The organism is Syntrophus sp. (in: bacteria) (assembly GCF_040768185.1).
Lineage (GTDB): Bacteria > Desulfobacterota > Syntrophia > Syntrophales > Syntrophaceae > Syntrophus > Syntrophus buswellii.
In genome coordinates this window covers 52,967-69,304 of the sequence record NZ_JAXGNC010000012.1, presented here as the reverse complement: position 1 = coordinate 69,304, position 16,338 = coordinate 52,967, and the positions used below count along the sequence as shown (strand labels likewise).

Genomic DNA, 16,338 nt, shown 5'->3' with positions numbered 1-16,338 from the left:
TTCAGGACTCCAGGGAGGCAAGATTGGCCGGATAGACCCGGGTCATGAAGTGAAAGGGCTTCCCGCCTTCCTGCGGATTGGCCAGCGTGAGCTCCAGGACGACGCTTGCCGGCCTTCTCCTGGAATCCTCGGAGCAGAAGGGTTCGGATATCTCCTGGCCGTCGCGGTCATAGAACCGGAAGGTGAGCTCGAAGAGGCCCCGGCAGATGACGCAATCCGACCCCGTGGACTCGGCCCCGATGTCGGAGGATTCGCTCCGCGAGAGTTCGTATTCTGCCGTTTCCGGGTTCTGCCTGACGGCGTAGGTGATCCGGCTGATTCCTGCGGGGGGCGTTTCTTCCCCCTCCGGATTGGTCCGGCTGCAGGCCGTGAAGCTCAAACGGGGGAACGTCTTTTCGTTCAGGGCCTCGGTCTCCATGGCAAAGGGGCACGAAGTTTGGTCCGGATAAGCGGATTCAAGGTCCTTGATCATCCGGTCCATGGCGCTCCGGGCCATGCTGTAGGCCCGCCCCGTATCTTCCCAGTCCCGCGTCATGTTCAGGGTCCCCGTGTAGGAGGCGAAGAGGCTGGCGAACACAATGGAAAGGATAAAAAGAGCCAGCAGGATCTCGATCAGGGTGAATCCCGCCTCGCGGGAAGCTGCCGTAACCATGTTTTCAGGCGGAAGTCTCACGGCGTTTCATCCCGGTACTGAAAGCTGAAAAGGCGGTAGCCTTCCGTCGTGTCTGAAAGGCTGTCCGTCACCGTCACCTCCACCTTCTGCAGCTGGGGGAAGCCGCCTTCTCTGACGGTGACCTGCCAGGCATACTGGGAGAAGTCGCCGGGAAAGCGGCCGCGGTCCGAAACGGGAAGCTCCCTGGACGATTCCACTTCCGCCATTTTGCTTTGCGCCAGCAGGGCAAGTGTCGTCTCCGTCTTGATCCGGTGCGCCATGGCCAGGCTTTGCGCCAGGGCCTGGGCGACGGCCGAAACGACAAGGGCCAGGATCGTCAGGGCGATCATCGTTTCGATGAGGGTGAATCCCCTCTGGCTTCTTCCACTACGCTTTATCGGCGTCATGGCCCTCCTCCGGCGCTTCGATCTGTTCACTTCTGATTTCAACCTTGCTCATGAACGGGCGGATCGTGAGGCTCACGGAACGGTCGTCCCGAAGGAGATAGATGACGGCGGGCCGGGCATAGTTGCGCCCTGAGAACAGAATCCGGGCTTCGCCTGCTTTCTGGATATCCCCGCCTCCGCATTGGATGCCGGCGATCCGGACGCCACCGGGGAGGGTCCAGGCGGCGTTGCCGGAGCCATCCGGCGGCTCCGCGGATTCGGAAGCGCGGCAAGTCCGGAGACGGCCCTTTTCAATATCCACGGAAAGCAGAAAATCCGCCTGTTCCCGGGATGCCCGGCTCCTGGTTTCCTCGATGCACTCTGCCAGCTTTTTTGCTTCAGTCCTCACCGGGTAGGCCGACAGGGTGTCCCGCACGGCAGGAAGGGCAATGACCAGCATCATGCTGACGAGCGCCAGGACGACAATAAGCTCGATGAGGGTAAAGGCCCGGCTATTCACTGTCCCAACTGTTCACATCCCTGTTTTTTCCCTCTCCCCCCGGTTCACCGTCGGCGCCGTTGGAGCTGAGGTCGTATTCTCCGTTCGTTCCAGGCTGGATATAGACGAAGGCGTTTCCCCAGCCGTCCAGGGGAACCTTTTTCTTTTCAAGGTAGCCCCCCTCCCGCCATGCCTTGGGCAGTGTCCCTGTCGTCGGGGGCTCGGCAAGGGCCTGGAGGCCCTGCTCTGTAGAGGGGTAAACGCCGTTGTCGAGCTTGTAAAGCTTCAGCGCCGCCTCCAGGCTGTCCATCTGCAGCCTGGTTTTGACCTGCTTGGCCTCTTCGGTCCGCCCCATCATCCTCGGGGCGATCAGCCCCGCAAGAATTCCGAGGATCACCAGGACCACCATGAGTTCGATAAGGGTAAACCCCGAGCAGTTCTTTCGTTTGTTCCACATGGTTTTTTTACTCCTTGAATTTATTTCACAAGTTGATTCATCTCAAAAATGGGCAGCAGAACGGAAATCACAACGAACCCGACCAGGAGGCCCATGATCAGGATCATGACAGGCTCCAGCAGGGACATGAAAAAGGCGATGGCAGAGGCGGTTTCCTTCTCATAGCTGTCGGAGATCCTGTAAAGCATCTCTTCGAGTTTGCCGCTCTGTTCGCCGATGGCGATCATTTCCGTGGCCATCCGGGGAAAGAGGCCGCTTCTGGACAGGGCGGGGGCGACGCCCTGGCCCTCCTTGATGTCCCGTCCCGCAAGTTCAATGGCTTCGGCGATGAGGAGATTCCGTGTGATGTGCCGGGAGATTTCCAGCGCCGTCAGCAGCGGCACGCCATGCTGGACCAGGGTGCCCAGGGTGGACGCGAAACGGGCCACCGCCATCTTCCGGTTCATCCTGCCGAAAAAAGGGGCCTGGAGAAGGGCCTGGTTCCATAACCGCCTCCCCCCTTCCGTCCGGGTGACGGCAAAGCGGCAGGCCATGACGGCCGCCGCCGCTCCAATGAGGATCAGCCACCAGGTGCGGCGGAGGAGCGAACTGAAGGAGATCAGAAGGCTCGTGACCGCCGGAAGGGACTGGTGCATGTCGTCAAAGACATCCGTGATGCCCGGGATGACGGAGGTGATGAGGAAAAAAAGAATCAGCGTGCCGAACAGAAACATCAACACGGGATAGGCGAGGGCCGCACGGATTTTCCGGGAAAATTCCTGCTGCTTTTCGCCGTGGTCGGCGAGCTGCTCCAGAACAACGGGAACCGTGCCGGAAGCCTCTCCCGCCCGGACCATGCTGACGTAAAAGGGGGAAAAGATCCGGGGAAACTGGGACAGGCTTCCGGAAAGGCTTCCTCCCTCGACGACATTCCTGCGAATCTGCGAAAGAACACCCTGTAAAGACTGGTTTTCCGTCTGCGCTTCCAGCACATTCAAGGCCTGAACAAGGGGCATGCCTGCGGCAAGAAGCGTGGCCAGGTGGCGGGTGGTTACCGAAAGTTCGCCTGCGGAGACCGGCCGCCCGAAGGACGGTGTTTTCCGGTGCGGGGCCTCCCGGGGTCCGCCGGCGGCCTCTCTGCAGTCCACGGGAAAGATGCGGGAGTCCCGAAGCCTCTGCCGCGCCGCTTCGGTGCTTGCCGCTTCAAGGGTTCCTTCGATCCGTGTGCCGTCCTTGTCCCTGGCGATGTATTCATAAACAGGCATGTTTGTTCCAACGGTTTCTTGCAGTAGAAATCCTGGTTCCTGGAAAACCGGGGGGCCGTCAACTGTCGGCCATGGGTGCCGCCCGCTTTCGCGAGCGGGTTTTTAAAACGCGTGTAACCCGCAGAACCTCTTCGATGGTCGTAACGCCTTCCTGGACCTTTCGGGCCCCATCCTGCAGCAGGGTGATCATGCCGCATTCGAGGGCCTCCCGGTGGATCGCATTGGCGTCCGATGTTTGAAGGATCGTCTGTTTCACCGTTTCATCCATGAACATGATCTCCGTGATGGCCGTCCTGCCGTGATAGCCTGTGTTCATGCACAAGGGGCAGCCTCCCTTCTTATAGATCGGCTGCCTTTCGGCGATGTCCTCGGGCAGCCCGATATTGGTCAGCGACTGCCTGTCGGGCAGGTAGGGCTGCCGACAGGAGGGGCACAGAACGCGCACCAGGCGCTGAGCCGCAACGGCAAAGACCGAAGAGGTAATGAGGAAAGGCTCAATGTCCATGTCGATCAGGCGGGTGACGGCGCTGGCCGCATCGTTGGTGTGGAGCGTGGAGAGGACGAGAGGGCCGGTCAGGGAGGACTGGATGGCGATTTCCGCCGTTTCCTTATCCCGGATTTCCCCCACGAGAATGACATCGGGATCCTGCCGGACGATGGAGCGCAGGCCATTGGCAAAGGTGAGATCAATTTTCGGGTTGACCTGGATCTGGGCGATTCCGTCGATCTGGTATTCGATGGGGTCTTCGATGGTGATGATGTTGATCCCCGGGTTGTTCAGGTGGGAGAGCATGGCGTAAAGGGTTGTCGTTTTGCCGCTCCCCGTGGGGCCGGTGACCAGGATGATGCCGTAGGGGGTCTGGATCAGGCGGTTGAAGGCGCCGATGGTCTGGTAGTTGAATCCCAGGTCCGTAAATCTCAGCACGGAACGGGTTTTGTCCAGGAGCCGGAGCACCAGGCGTTCACCGAAGGCCGTGGGCAGTACGGATACCCGGACATCCACGTTCCGGTCCCCAACGCGGGCGTCGATTCTTCCGTCCTGGGGAAGGCGCTTTTCGGCAATGTTCAGCCGGGCCATGATCTTGATCCGTGAAACAAGGGCCGCGTGAATTTTGCGGGGCAGATCCATGGCGCTGCTGAGCATTCCGTCGATGCGGTACCGGATCTTCAGGGAATTCTGGTAGGGTTCGATATGGATGTCGCTGGCCCGGTCCCGGATCGCCCGGGAGAGGATGAGGTTGACCAGCTGGATCATGGGGGCTTCATGGGCGTCGTCGAGAAGATCCCCTGTGTCTTCGATTTCCGAAAGAATCCGGTCATAGGATTCGTCTGAGAAGGTCTGTACGAAGGCCTTTACCGGATCGGAGCTGAGGTTGTAGAGCGAGTCGATGGCGGACAGGATGGCGCTTTCCGGTGCCAGAACCAGTGAGGTCTCCGATCCCTTCAGCAGGCGCTTCAGGTCATCGACGGATTCGAAGAGCGTCAGGTCGTTGGCGGCGATGTACGTTTTCCCCTTCACGACCAGGGGAACGATCCTGTGGCGCCTGAGAAACTGCAGGGGCACGGGCTGCGCGAATTCTACAGCGGCGATCCCGTCGGGCGTCTCATTCCAGACGGGAAGATTCAGCGCCTCGGCCTGGGCCAGGAGCCTTTCCTCCTCCGGGCTGGAGGGAATATCCATAACGTCAGAGGGGGTTATTTCAATGTCCATGGGTATCACCGCTATCGGGGGTCGCTTTCTTCCGTTCTGCAGGGAAAAACTCGTCCTTCAGCTTTTCGATGTGGTCGTTCTTTTCCTGGTAAATGCCATTTGAGTCTCCCGAGTCGCGGATCACCCGGGGAGTGATGAAGACGTAGAGGTTGGTCTTTTCACGGTTGGTTGACCGGGATTTGAAGAGCCAGCCCAGGAGGGGGATGTCGCCTAGAAGCGGGACCTTGTAGGTGCCGAGCTGCGTGCTGTCGCCGATCATTCCGCCGATCACCATGGTTTCGGCGTCCTTGACCGTCACCGTTGTGTTGATGGTGCGTTTCAAGGTGGTGGGCAACCCGCTGGAAGATTCCGAGGTAAGCTGGCTCACCTCCTGGGCGATCTTCATGCGGACGTAGCCGTCGCTGCTGACATGGGGTGTTATCTTCAGGCTGACGCCTACGTCCCGGTATTCATAGGTGCTGTAATCCCGGTCTGTTGTGGACGTCTCCTGCCGCGTCATGTAGGGGACGTTCTTGCCGACCTGAATCTGGGCCTCTTCGCTGTCCATGGTCAGAAGCTGCGGCTTGGAGAGTATGTGAACGTCGCTGTCGTTTTTGATGGCCTGGATCATGGCGCCGATATCGGCGAACTGCGATCCGCCGATGGTTATCCCCTTTCCCAGAAGCCCGAAGGCAAATCCCGAGGCGTATTTGGTCATACTATTCGGCAGAATGGCATAGCTGCCGGACTTTCCGAGCCCGCCCGAACCGATCTGCCACAACCCCTCACCGGTGCTGCTGTTCACATCCTTCATGGCGCGCCACTCCGTGCCAAGGTTCAAGTCCCTTTTGACATCGACCTCCAGGATCAGGGCCTCGATGTAGACCATCGGGCGGGGCGCATCCAACTGCCTGATGAGCCCCTGGAGCATCGCATAATCTTCTGCGGAGGCGGTGATGACCAGGGAATTGGTCGTCTTGTCCGGAAGAACCTGGACATTCCTGGAAAGGGCGAACCGGCCCTTGTCGCTTCCAGGCGAAGCGCTTTTGGGATACAGGTTGAGAAGCGCCTTGGCCAGCTCTTCCGCATTGGCATTCTGAAGAGGATAGACATTGACCGTGGCGGTGCTTTTGTTGAGTTCGCCATCGAGGGCGTCGATGATCTTCACGAGCCGGGCAATGTTGGTCTGGACATCCGTAATAATCAGCATTCCTGAAGGCGGATAGGACTGCACAATGCTCTGGCGCGAAACCAGGGGGTCGAGAACTTTTTTGACCTCTTCGGGATTGCCGTATTTCAGCTTGACGATCCGGGTGACCAGTCGGTCCTCAGGTCCGGCGCTTTCCTCCTGGGTCAGGGTGGCAATGCTCTTTTCCCGGGCATCCTTCAAGGGGAGGATCTTGGTGATGTTGCCCGCGGGAACCGTCGTGAAGCCGTGCATTTCCAGGACGGACTGGAAGACGCGGTATGCCTCCTCGGCTGTGATCTGCTTTGGCGAAAATACCGTCACGCTGCCCTGAACCTGTTTGTCGATGACGAAGTTTTTCCCGGTCATTTCACCGATGGCTTTGATGAACGTTTGAATGTCGACGTTGTCGAAGTCGATGGTCACGTTCATCGAACCCGGATAGGCCGCGGCTGGTCTTACAGGTGCCGCTTCTTCCTGCCGGGGATTTCCCGATGAGGCGGCAGCCGCAGGAGCCGAAGAAGGTGGGGGCTCTCCGGCTGCTGGAGCGGCCAAAGAGAGCATCAGAAACATGGCCAGGTGCCGGGCCATATTTCTGATGGGTCTCTTTTCCTGTATCCCGTTGCCGCTCATCGGTTTTCTTCCTGGCTCTGCACGGTCTTGGGTTTAAAGCCGATCATATCCATGGCCGGCATTACCTCTTTCTGAACAGGGCCTTGATGGAGTGATCTGCGGTAACGTTGCTGAAGGTATAGGAGGTCAGTGCCCCCTTATCCACCCCGTCAACGGTCACCTTGGTTATTTTGTAACCGGTCTTGGGGGTTATGGAGTAGGACTGGGAGGCGCCTGAAGAGAGGCTGACGGTTCCCGAGGGGGAGATGGTGCCGCCGGATCCGGTAGATGCGGTAATGGTGTACGTTGCAACGGGCTCAAAGGTGGCCGAGATGGTGTGGTTCGCTGTGACATTGCTGAAGCTGTAGGAACCCGGTGTGCCGACATTGACGCCGTCGACCGATACACTGGAGATGGCGTAGCCGTCATAGGGGATGATGGAGTAGGCCTGGGAGCCTCCGGAAGAAAGGGTAATGGTTCCCGAAGGGGAGATGGTGCCGCCGGATCCGGGAGATGCGGTAATGGTGTACTGGGCAACGGCTTCGAAGGTGGCCGAGATGGTGTGATTCGCTGTGACATTGCTGAAGGTGTAGGAGGCCGGTGCGCCCACACTGACGCCGTCGACCGATACGCCGGAAATCGTGTAGCCGCTGGCCGGTGTCACGGTGAAGGTCTGGCTGGCGCCGGAAGAAATGGAAATCGCTCCGGACGGGGAGATGGTGCCGTTGGGGCCGCCGGACGCCGTCAGAGTATACGTCGTGACCGGAACATTGTAGCTTACTTCATTGGAATACTCGCTGTACAGGCCCGAGGTGTTGTAGGCCTTGGCCGCATAATAATAGGTTGCTCCCTCCTGAAGGCCGGAGATGTCGACGCTGTTCATGTTGCCGACATCCAGGGTTTCGGTATAGCTGCCGGAAGCAGTACCGGTGTATACGACATATCCAGCCAGGTCTGTTTCAGTATTTTTATCCCATGTCAACGTGATATTGGCCGCCGCATGGCCTGGAACGGGGCCGGCCAGGAACAGACAAAGAAACAAGACCGCGAAAAGACCGAGAAACGGGATTCGTGAAAAACGTTCTGCTTGCCCGAAGGTTTATAAATCTTCTTCCTTTTCATGACAGGACTCCTTGATAAGTTTTTTGCCTTTTGACAACTTCCCCAAAAAGTCGGCAGAAGGCGCTGGACTTGATTAAGGGTCATCCTGCAAAATAAATACCGCCGGGATCATGACCCGGTCCGCCGGAAAAGGATCGGTATGTGATAAATCTCTGGTTAGGATTTTGAGGTGAGGGGATCCGGCCGACAATCTTCCAAGGGTGAGACGGGATCAATAACGAAATGCTTGAACGGTCCCGGAAGACATCGTTATGGCTCTGGGGATCGTTCCAAGTACAGGAGGGAATTTATTGGAAAGAAAATAGAAACTCGACATAGGAATCTCCCCTAACACCGGGAAGAAGGAACGTATTTGAGCTCTGCAACGTCAAATTCCCATTGACTTTAACCCCGGTAACTATGCAATAGGAGGCGGGGTTCATTTGGAAGCTGATACCGGATCCTGCCGTGAAATACTTACCGGAAGGATAAGAGGGCGTAATGGTACTGTATTTATTGAAGACGGAAGCATCTACATCTCTAATCATTGAACCCGTTCCGCAGCCTCTCAGCACAGTAGTGACCTTGTAGAGTGCAGGTGGAGCTTGGTAGCTGACCTCGTTGGAGAAATCGCTTTCCAAACCCGCCTCATTATAAGCCGTTGCGGCGTAGTAGTGCATGCTGTTATCACGGGAAACTGTAACGGCGCAGCTGTATGCGGTGCCGCTGCTGATAATCTTAATGGGGGTCGTTCCGTATTTTCCAGGGGACGTTCCACTGTAAATCTTATAACCTGTGATTTCGTTGCTCTCGTTTGGCGGGTCCCACATCAAGGTGATGGTTGTTGTGGTGATCGCTGTGTGGCCGGCGGCGGGCAGGAGAAGGAAAAAACAAAGAAAAGCTGAAGCGAATATAAAGCAGGAACTGACCGTGGTGAAGAAAGACGGCCTTGTCCTGTACATCTTAGTTATTTCTTTCATTACGTATCTCCATGTAACTCTTTTCAAATGCGGATCTTATCCTTCAGATCGCAAAGATAGAAAACTCTTATTTCAACTTTACGACCTTGTCAAGAAGCGATTCCAGTTGTCTGAACAAGGAGGAAAATGGTTTACATAAGGTTGGCGGAATCCAGGGATGGAGTATGAATGTCCGATAAAACGGTGAGGTGGTTCAAACTGCTGGTTTATCGGGCTGTTTGCGCAATGAATTCTGAGATTGCACCGAAATAAAGTTGAGGGTGGGCAAAGATGATCGTGTTGTGATCCGCATCCGGGATTGTCAGGAGCTGCTTTTCAGGGGATCCCAGGCCGTCATAAAGAGTTCGGGCTACGGAAAGAGGGACGATCGTGTCCTGCTCCCCGTGAATCACGAGAGCGGGCAGTGTGATGCTTCCGACCAGCGCCAGGGCGTCCTGCTCAATTTTTTCCAGGAGCCCTTTGTCCGGAAGCAGGAAGAGAAAGAAATTCCGCCAGACGGGAATGACACTGGTGAAGCCACTCTCAAGGATGATGCCGTTGATCTCACTAGGGTGGGATGCGGCAAGTTCAAGAGCGGAAAGGCTGCCCAGCGATCTTCCCATCAGCCAGAGCTTTCCGGCATACCCCCGCCGGGCAATTTCCTGGCGGACCGAGGCAAAGACAGAATGGCAATCCTTCAGCATGCCTGTGAGAGAAGGAGATCCGGAACTCTGGCCGTAGCCGCGATAATCCACCACGGCCAGATTGATCTTCCGCTGCAGATAGTACGGCGCAATCTCGTCATAATCGCCGGCAATCTCGCCGTTGCCATGAAAATAAAGAATCCATGGATTGGAGGGCTCCATGGAAAAAAGGCGACAGGAGACAAAAATGCCATCGTCCACGGGAATCATGGCGTCAGAAGCGTAAGATGGGCAGGGATCGGCACTCCCCCGGGGATAAAAAATCAGGGACAATAAGTCTGGATTCTTGTCAAATTCACTGTAATCTGGCATCTGCATCTCTATGAAACCGGCTTGGCGCGGATCGTTGTCCCTTTCCCGTGAAAAAAAAGGCGGAAGGGTGCGCTATTTTTTTGTCTTTTTAAGGCAGTCTTCCTTCCAGAGGCAGTCGTTCTCACACTCCTGCCTGGTTTGGAAGCAGGGTTCGTTTCCTTCCCTCACCTGGATATCCCGGATGAGTTCCTGCTTCGACCGGCCGACCTTTGTGTCAATCCCCCAATATTTCGCGATCTTCCTAATTTCCTGTATTTTCATTCCACTCTCTCCTGTTGATGGATTTCTGAAGTTATGAAAATCTGCAACGTCACGACCAATTCTGCCAGGAAACCAAAGGGCAACAACGGCCACATTCTTTCATTGCGATATAAGATATAGAAAACACAAAGGAGTGTCAAATGGAAAGTTCATCCCTGTGCCGGACCGGCCGCCGGGGCGCCTGTCTGATGAAAACATTTGACAACGGAACTCTGCCTTCGTATCTTAAAGTCTCATTGCGACACCGCATCGGGAAGGCAATCAACGTCTGCTGTGTTGCCGCGTGCTCCATGTTCTGCGGATGCCGGCGTCGCCTCCATCCTTGCCGGAGGAAACGATGCATTTTCCGCCTCTGGCCGGAGGAGAACCGGCATCCGGGGAAAAAGGGGGCAGGATGAGGGGATGAGAAGAGGGATTGGCTGGATGTTGATCGGGGTCATGAGCCTGGTTTGTCTAGGATTCCATGATCATGCCCTGTCCGCAACGAAAGGAGGGAGAGCGATGAAGATCTTCAGTTCCGCTTTCAAGGACGGCCAGAAGATTCCGTCAAAGTATACCTGTGACGGAGAGGATATTTCACCGCCTCTGGAATGGGAATCGGTTCCCGACGGAACACGGAGTTTATCCCTGATCTGCGATGATCCGGATGCCCCGATGGGGACCTGGGTGCACTGGGTTGTTTATGACATCCCGCCGGATGCGAGGAAGCTCGGAGAGAGCACCGCACCGGAGCGGGAATTTGCCAGCGGCATGCGGCAGGGAAAGAATGGATGGTCGAGAATTGGTTATGGAGGACCTTGCCCTCCCAGCGGCTCACACCGCTATTATTTCAAACTCTACGCGCTGGATGCGGAATCAGGCCTGAAGCCGGGCGCGACCAAGGAACAGTTGCTGCAGGCAATGAGGGGCCATGTCCTTGCCGAAACGCAGCTGATGGGAACCTATTCGAGGCAGAGATAGAAAAGAGGCGGTGAATGTCTCTTTCAGGCCGCAGAAATCGAAACGTGTAGCACGGCGGCAGGCTGTAACGCAAAGTGAATGACCTTACCACCATAAAAGAAAAAAGAAAGAAGATCTGCCTGTCCTGCGGGGAGACCATCGAACGGGGCAGGCGGAAGTATTGTTCTGTGGCGTGCCGGCAACGCTTGCGGGATAAGCTGGATCTGCGGACAGGCCTGGTTCAGGCCCTCAATGCCCAGTACGCGACCTTTTACTTTTCCGAACTGGCGGTCATGATGGACATGATCCCCTACAGCTCCCGGCAGATTTACAGCTTTTCATTCCCCCGCACCCTGGGTAAAACTCCCGCCGATGATTTCAGCCGGATGGCAGACCATCTGGGCGAGATATGGTGGGCGGAACAGAGGCGGACCAACAAAAAGTACCTGGCTTCGAAGCTCCTGCTGGACCGGGCCGTTCGGAACAGCGGTCCGGCTCTCTTTGTAAAGCCATATGAAGTCCGGACGCCGTCCATCCAGAAAAAGTCCCTTCTGCACCTCAAGCTGGATTCCAGGCAGCTCAGCAGCGGTGATCCCGAGCTGATCATTCGCAATGCCTACCGCCGGCAGGTTAAAATTCATCATCCCGATCTCGGGGGCGACGCGGAGATGTTCCGGAGAATACAGACAGCCTATGAATCGCTGATTCTCTGGGCTAAAAATCCAACCTTCGTCAAGCGCCGCGGTTTTCCGGACAAGTGGTTCTACGACGGGAGCACGAACAAGTGGCTGCAACCCATCTCCCTGTAATTCGAAAGGGGGTCTGCGCCACGGTTCTTTCATCCCGCGCGTAAGGAGACTCTTTTCTTCAAAATCCATTTCGAGGCCACAGCCAGCCCGCAGGCTTCCGCCCATCAGGCTCCCGTTTTTCTATTGACAGGGCAAATCGTTTTTTATATAGATAGCCTTCTACGTGAGAATCCTCTGTATAACTATTTGAATTTCTTGATGTATATCTGAGCTGATTGCCGTGTCACAAATGTGACGTGGGGATTCATTGAGTAATGAAGGGACAGCCATGAAACCCACGGGTACCCAAATCCTTGCAGAATTTTTTGATTGTTCTGTCAATATCCTGAACGATCCCGGTGCGCTGGAGACAATCCTCGCGGAAGGCATCGAAGCCTGCAATCTCGGGCTGGTCGGCATCAACAGCCACTGTTACGATCCTATCGGTGTTACCTCCATCGCCGTTATTCAAGAATCCCACGTTGCCATCCACACCTACCCGGAAGCCCGCCATGCCTCTGTGGACGTATTTACCTGCTCCCGGGTCAGCCACAAATCGATGGACCTGCTGCACTATCTCGAAGAGAAACTTCTGCCGGGGACCACGCGGGTCGTTGAGGTGTCCCGTGGAAATCCCATCGAGGTGGCCAGGACCAACTGGATCACCGATGATAACAGTTCGGCCGGTTTTGATGTGCGGTACCGCATCGATCGGGAACTGTATTCCGGGATTTCAAGGTACCAGGACATCAAGGTCATCGAAAACCAGGATTTCGGACGGATGCTCTTTCTTGACAACGATCTGCAGATTGCCGAACGGGATGCCCATCTCTACAACGAAGCCATGGTGAATCCTCTCCGGGAAAGAGGGGAAGGGTTCGCCTCCGTGGCGATTCTGGGAGGAGGCGACGGCGGCGTCCTTTATGACGTCTTGAAATTGAATCCAGGCCGCGTTTCTGTCATCGACATCGATGAAGAGGTCATCCACGTGGCGAAAACCTACCTCAGGAGCATCTGTCATTCCGCCTTCGAGGACGAAAGGGTCGAGATTGTCATCGGCGATGTGTTCGATTTCCTTGACGGAAGCCACTGCTTTGACGCCATGATCTACGACCTCACCATGCACCCGGAGTCCTTTATCGTCATGGACCGGAAAGCCTACCTGGACCAGCTCTTCACGAAGATGAAGGCGGATCTGAAACCCCGGGGAGTCCTTTCTCTCCAGTGCGCTTCCGAATATGACCACAGGACGATTGAACTGGTGGACAGTCTGCTCAAGCGGCATTTTGATTCCGTGAAACTGGCAAAGAAATTTATCCCCTCCTATGGCAGCATGTGGATGTTTGCCTCCTGCATCAAAGCCTGAAAAAGCTCGCACCTTTTCGAAAGCCGTCTATGAACAGGGAATTGGAGAGCCGCATTTCCTCTGCACCAAGAGCCCCCGGCGTCTATCTCATGAAGGATTCTTCCGGCAGAATCCTCTACGTGGGAAAGGCCAAGGATCTCAGAAGCCGGATCCGCGCCTACTTCGGCGGGACCGATTCCCGCGCGATGATTCCCTTCCTCGTTTCGCGGATTTCCGATCTCGAGTTTATCGTGACGGAAACGGAAAAAGAGGCCCTTCTTCTTGAAAACAACCTCATCAAGGAACACCGCCCCAGGTACAACGTCTATTTTCGCGACGACAAGGCCTATTTCAACATTCGTGTGGATCTGAACGAACCCTTCCCGCGTTTCCAGATGGTGCGGCGCCCCCGGAAGGATGGGGCGAAATATTTCGGACCATACCCTTCCAGCGCCTCGGCCCGTGAAACCCTCCAGTTCCTTCAGACCCTCTTTCCGCTCCGGACATGCCGGAATGGGGAGCTCAGCGGGCGCACCCGCCCCTGCCTCGAATACCAGATCCGGCGATGTCTTGCCCCCTGCGTCGGCCGCGTTCATCCTGAAGAGTATCTGCGACTGGTTCGCGATGGGATCGCCTTTCTCGATGGCCGCGGAAAAAGGCTCCTCGGCGAGCTGAAAGCGAGGATGATGAAGGCGGCACAGGAGCTGAATTTTGAAGAGGCGGCCCTGTTGCGTGACCGGATCGCAGCGATCGAAAGGACGCTGGAAAAGCAGCACATGGTCTCAAGGACGGCCAGGGATCAGGACATCTTCGGCCTTTACCGGGAAGGGGCGCTCATCCAGGTCTGCGTTCTCCTGATCCGCTCCGGGAAAATTCTGGGAAGCCAGCCCCTGCCGATGCTGAAATTTGAAGGCGAAACAAAGGACATGCTTTCTTCCCTTCTCATGCAGTATTACGATTCCACCGCGGAAATTCCCCGGGAAATTCTGATTCCCGATCTTTTTGAAGACCAGGAACTCATGAGGGAGTACCTTGAGGAAAAGCGGGGCAGGGCCTTGTCGCTTCTCGCTCCCCGCCGGGGCCGGAATCTGGAGTTACTCCGGATGGCCGGGCAGAATGCCGAGCACCGTCTGAAGATGGAGCGGAAGTCTCTGGAAGATCCCGCGGAGTCTCTTTCCCTGATGGCGGATAAACTGCAGCTTCGCCGCTTTCCAAAGAGGATCGAGGCCTTTGATATCTCCAACATCGGTGGCCGGCTGGCCGTTGCCTCCATGGTGACCTTTCTTGAAGGCCGACCCTGGAAATCGGGCTATCGGCGCTTCCGCATCCGCACGGTCGAAGGGGCTGATGATTACGCCATGATGTACGAGGCCCTGAAGAGAAGGTATTCAAAAGGGGAGAATCTGCCGGACCTGATCGTCGTGGACGGCGGGAAGGGTCAGCTTGCCGTGGCCCTTTCTGTGCTGAAGGACCTGTCTCTTCCGGGATTGGATGTCATCGGCCTGGCCAAGGAACGGGCCGAGGACCTGCCACCGGGGGGGGGAGTCAACAGGAGTGAGGACAGGGTGTACCTCCCTCACAGGAAAGAGGCGCTGTACCTGAGCCGCTGGCCTTCAACCCTCTTCCTGCTCCAGCGCATCCGGGATGAAGCCCACCGCTTTGCCGTTTCCTATCATCGCCGTCTGAGGACGAAGCGTGACTTCCTGTCCCTGCTGGATGAAATACCGGGGGTGGGGGAAGTCCGCAAAAAGGCCCTTCTCCTGTCTTTCGGAGATCTTCAAACAATCAGGGAAGCTTCCGTCGACGAGTTGGTGGCCGTCAAGGGAATCGGCAGGGACTTGGCGGAAAAGATCTCTGCGTTTTTCCATGACGGGAAGGGCGAGGCGGCCGGGTGATCCGGGGAAAAGCGCTTAAGCATGGACTCAACATCCCGTTCATGCTATAGAAATGTTCAAAAAAACGAGGGAAACGGCATGAAGATACTGGGGCTTGTTGGGAGTGTTCGAAAGAGTGGCAATTCGGAAATTCTGACCAAGGAAGCGCTGATGGGGGCTGAAGAAGAGGGCGCCCAGGTCGAAATTCTGCGCCTGACCGATTATCGCGTGGAACCCTGCACGGGATGCGCTGCCTGCCTTCTTCAGGAAAGGGACTGCGTCATCAAGGACGATGCCAATTTTATTTTCGCCAAAATGGCCGAAAGCGACGGCATCATCGTAGGCGTTCCCTGCTATATCCTGGAGGCCACGGCCATTGTCAAACAGCTCATCGATCGCGGATTCGCCCCCATGCAGCAGAATACCCTCCGGGGAAAGGTGGGCGGCGTGATCGTGCCTTACGCCACCCGGGGCTGGACCCAGAACGCCTTTCAGCAGACCAACACCTGGATGCTTGCCATGGGGATCCACGTTGTCGATCAGCTGTTGATCCATGTTCAGGGTCTCAGTGAAGCGCCTCTGATCCAGGATGCCCTGGAGAAGTCCCGCAACCTGGGAAAGCAGGTCGTCCGGGCCATACAGACCGGCGATACCTCCTTCCAGGGGGAAGAAGGGATCTGCCCCATCTGCCATGACCGGAATATCCGGATCCTGAAGGACATGGAAACCGTCGAGTGCCCTGTCTGCGCGGTGAGGGGCAGCCTGAAAATCGAGGACGGCAAGATCAGTGTCGTCTTTACTCCCGAGGCCATTGCCAGGCACCGCTGGACCGTGGAAAACCTTCAGCGCCATTTCTCCTACCATCTGAAGCCGTCCAAGGATTTCTTCATCAAGACGAAGGAGCAGCGAAAGGAGATGGCCCAGAAATACAAGGATTATCTGAAGAAGTCCTGAAAAAGAGGATCGAGGAGGCGAACCATGCAATATCGAGTCAAGCTGAGATACTACCCCGGAGACGCCCTCCAGGCGATCCGGAAAGAGGACCTTCAGACCATTGCCGCCAAGTGGTCGCTGCAGGTGAATCTTGAGAACATTGAGGGGGAAATGACGCCCAAGGGAGAGAAAACCCTTGACAAGAATATCGAAAGCATCAGTCAGACCGTCATCTCCCTGGAAACCGATTCGGAGGATATCCTGAAAAATTCCCTCAGGGATGTGATCCGCAGGTACCGTTCGCCCCGCACGGTCTTTTCCCTCTGGGGCAGCAGCCAAGAGGGGGAAAAGGTCGCCTGGCGGGTGATCGAGGAACTGGACGGCTGGTGGTAGGGA

Annotated in this window: 17 protein-coding genes; 6 read left to right on the top strand and 11 right to left on the bottom strand. The window is 56.4% G+C overall.

Features of this window, described 5'->3' with window-relative positions:
- Position 1 precedes the first annotated feature (1 nt).
- From AB3175_RS11580 to AB3175_RS11530, 11 genes are all read right to left on the bottom strand, one after another.
- The gene (locus tag AB3175_RS11580) at positions 2-673 is read right to left on the bottom strand and encodes a type II secretion system protein J (RefSeq protein WP_367361096.1); all 672 of its coding nucleotides are present in this window, start codon (positions 671-673) and stop codon (positions 2-4) included.
- Entirely contained in the window at positions 670-1,059 is a 390-nt protein-coding gene (locus AB3175_RS11575) for a prepilin-type N-terminal cleavage/methylation domain-containing protein (protein ID WP_367361095.1), read from the bottom strand. The genes AB3175_RS11580 and AB3175_RS11575 overlap by 4 nt, the downstream gene beginning before the upstream one ends.
- Positions 1,040-1,558, bottom strand: a complete 519-nt coding sequence (locus tag AB3175_RS11570) for a Tfp pilus assembly protein FimT/FimU (RefSeq protein ID WP_367361094.1) — start codon at positions 1,556-1,558, stop codon at positions 1,040-1,042. The genes AB3175_RS11575 and AB3175_RS11570 overlap by 20 nt, the downstream gene beginning before the upstream one ends.
- Positions 1,551-1,994 (bottom strand): type II secretion system major pseudopilin GspG, encoded by a 444-nt coding sequence (gene gspG, locus AB3175_RS11565; RefSeq protein WP_367361093.1) that lies wholly within the window; start codon positions 1,992-1,994, stop codon positions 1,551-1,553. Before gspG ends, AB3175_RS11570 begins: the two co-directional genes overlap by 8 nt.
- Before the next feature lie 20 nt (positions 1,995-2,014).
- Entirely contained in the window at positions 2,015-3,238 is a 1,224-nt protein-coding gene (gene gspF, locus AB3175_RS11560; protein WP_367361092.1) for a type II secretion system inner membrane protein GspF, read from the bottom strand.
- A gap of 58 nt (positions 3,239-3,296) precedes the next feature.
- Positions 3,297-4,949 (bottom strand): type II secretion system ATPase GspE, encoded by a 1,653-nt coding sequence (gspE, locus tag AB3175_RS11555; protein WP_367361091.1) that lies wholly within the window; start codon positions 4,947-4,949, stop codon positions 3,297-3,299.
- Positions 4,939-6,747, bottom strand: a complete 1,809-nt coding sequence (locus tag AB3175_RS11550) for a secretin N-terminal domain-containing protein (RefSeq protein ID WP_367361090.1) — start codon at positions 6,745-6,747, stop codon at positions 4,939-4,941. Before AB3175_RS11550 ends, gspE begins: the two co-directional genes overlap by 11 nt.
- A gap of 61 nt (positions 6,748-6,808) precedes the next feature.
- Entirely contained in the window at positions 6,809-7,708 is a 900-nt protein-coding gene (locus AB3175_RS11545; RefSeq protein WP_367361089.1) for a hypothetical protein, read from the bottom strand.
- Between the two features lie 427 nt (positions 7,709-8,135).
- Complete coding sequence (locus AB3175_RS11540) at positions 8,136-8,807, bottom strand: hypothetical protein (RefSeq protein ID WP_367361088.1); 672 nt, start codon at positions 8,805-8,807, stop codon at positions 8,136-8,138.
- Positions 8,808-9,013: 206 nt separating this feature from the next.
- Positions 9,014-9,802 (bottom strand): alpha/beta hydrolase, encoded by a 789-nt coding sequence (locus AB3175_RS11535; protein ID WP_367361087.1) that lies wholly within the window; start codon positions 9,800-9,802, stop codon positions 9,014-9,016.
- A gap of 72 nt (positions 9,803-9,874) precedes the next feature.
- Positions 9,875-10,063 carry an SAP domain-containing protein gene (locus AB3175_RS11530; protein WP_367361086.1) on the bottom strand — a complete coding sequence of 63 codons (189 nt, stop codon included), beginning with the start codon at positions 10,061-10,063 and terminating at the stop codon, positions 9,875-9,877.
- A 402-nt stretch (positions 10,064-10,465) separates the two neighbouring features.
- On the opposite strand from AB3175_RS11530, the gene AB3175_RS11525 reads away from it, so the two are divergent.
- From AB3175_RS11525 to AB3175_RS11500, 6 genes are all read left to right on the top strand, one after another.
- Positions 10,466-11,023 (top strand): YbhB/YbcL family Raf kinase inhibitor-like protein, encoded by a 558-nt coding sequence (locus AB3175_RS11525; protein ID WP_367361085.1) that lies wholly within the window; start codon positions 10,466-10,468, stop codon positions 11,021-11,023.
- 74 nt (positions 11,024-11,097) lie between these two features.
- Positions 11,098-11,811 carry a J domain-containing protein gene (locus tag AB3175_RS11520; protein ID WP_367361084.1) on the top strand — a complete coding sequence of 238 codons (714 nt, stop codon included), beginning with the start codon at positions 11,098-11,100 and terminating at the stop codon, positions 11,809-11,811.
- Positions 11,812-12,079: 268 nt separating this feature from the next.
- Entirely contained in the window at positions 12,080-13,156 is a 1,077-nt protein-coding gene (gene speD / locus AB3175_RS11515; RefSeq protein ID WP_367361083.1) for an adenosylmethionine decarboxylase, read from the top strand.
- 29 nt (positions 13,157-13,185) lie between these two features.
- On the top strand, positions 13,186-15,030 hold the full coding sequence (uvrC, locus tag AB3175_RS11510) for an excinuclease ABC subunit UvrC (RefSeq protein WP_367361082.1): 1,845 nt from the start codon (positions 13,186-13,188) through the stop codon (positions 15,028-15,030).
- A gap of 78 nt (positions 15,031-15,108) precedes the next feature.
- Positions 15,109-15,963 carry a flavodoxin family protein gene (locus tag AB3175_RS11505; RefSeq protein WP_367361081.1) on the top strand — a complete coding sequence of 285 codons (855 nt, stop codon included), beginning with the start codon at positions 15,109-15,111 and terminating at the stop codon, positions 15,961-15,963.
- A 24-nt stretch (positions 15,964-15,987) separates the two neighbouring features.
- The gene (locus tag AB3175_RS11500; protein ID WP_367361080.1) at positions 15,988-16,335 is read left to right on the top strand and encodes a hypothetical protein; all 348 of its coding nucleotides are present in this window, start codon (positions 15,988-15,990) and stop codon (positions 16,333-16,335) included.
- Positions 16,336-16,338 lie beyond the last annotated feature (3 nt).